General features: G+C 63.1%; 1 pseudogene. It reads left to right on the top strand.

The annotated features are described in order from the left end of the window. Positions 1-14 precede the first annotated feature (14 nt). A pseudogene (locus ACZ9XP_RS17840) lies at positions 15-369 on the top strand (NAD(P)(+) transhydrogenase (Re/Si-specific) subunit alpha); the annotation flags it as partial.

The raw sequence follows: 369 nt of genomic DNA, 5'->3' as shown, positions 1-369 counted from the left end.
CGCGGGCGCAGAGCATGGACGTGCTGTCCAGCCAGAACAACATTGCCGGCTACCGTGCCGTGTTGCTGGCCACGCAGTACTACCCGCGCTTCATGCCCATGCTGATGACCGCCGCCGGTACCGTGAAGCCGGCCCGTGTGCTGATCATGGGGGTGGGGGTGGCCGGTTTGCAGGCGATTGCTACTGCCAAGCGCCTGGGCGCGGTGGTAGAGGCGACCGACGTGCGCCCGTCTACCAAAGAACAGGTGGAAAGCCTGGGCGGCAAGTTCATCGAAGTACCGATGAGCGAGGAAGAGAAGAAAGCCAACGACGGTGTGTACGCCAAGGAAATGTCGGACGACTACAAGCGTCGTCAGGCCGAGCTGGTGG

The sequence above is a fragment of the Vogesella perlucida genome (assembly GCF_979366545.1).
Note: the sequence above shows the minus strand (reverse complement) of the source record. Positions and strands in the feature narration are given on the sequence as shown.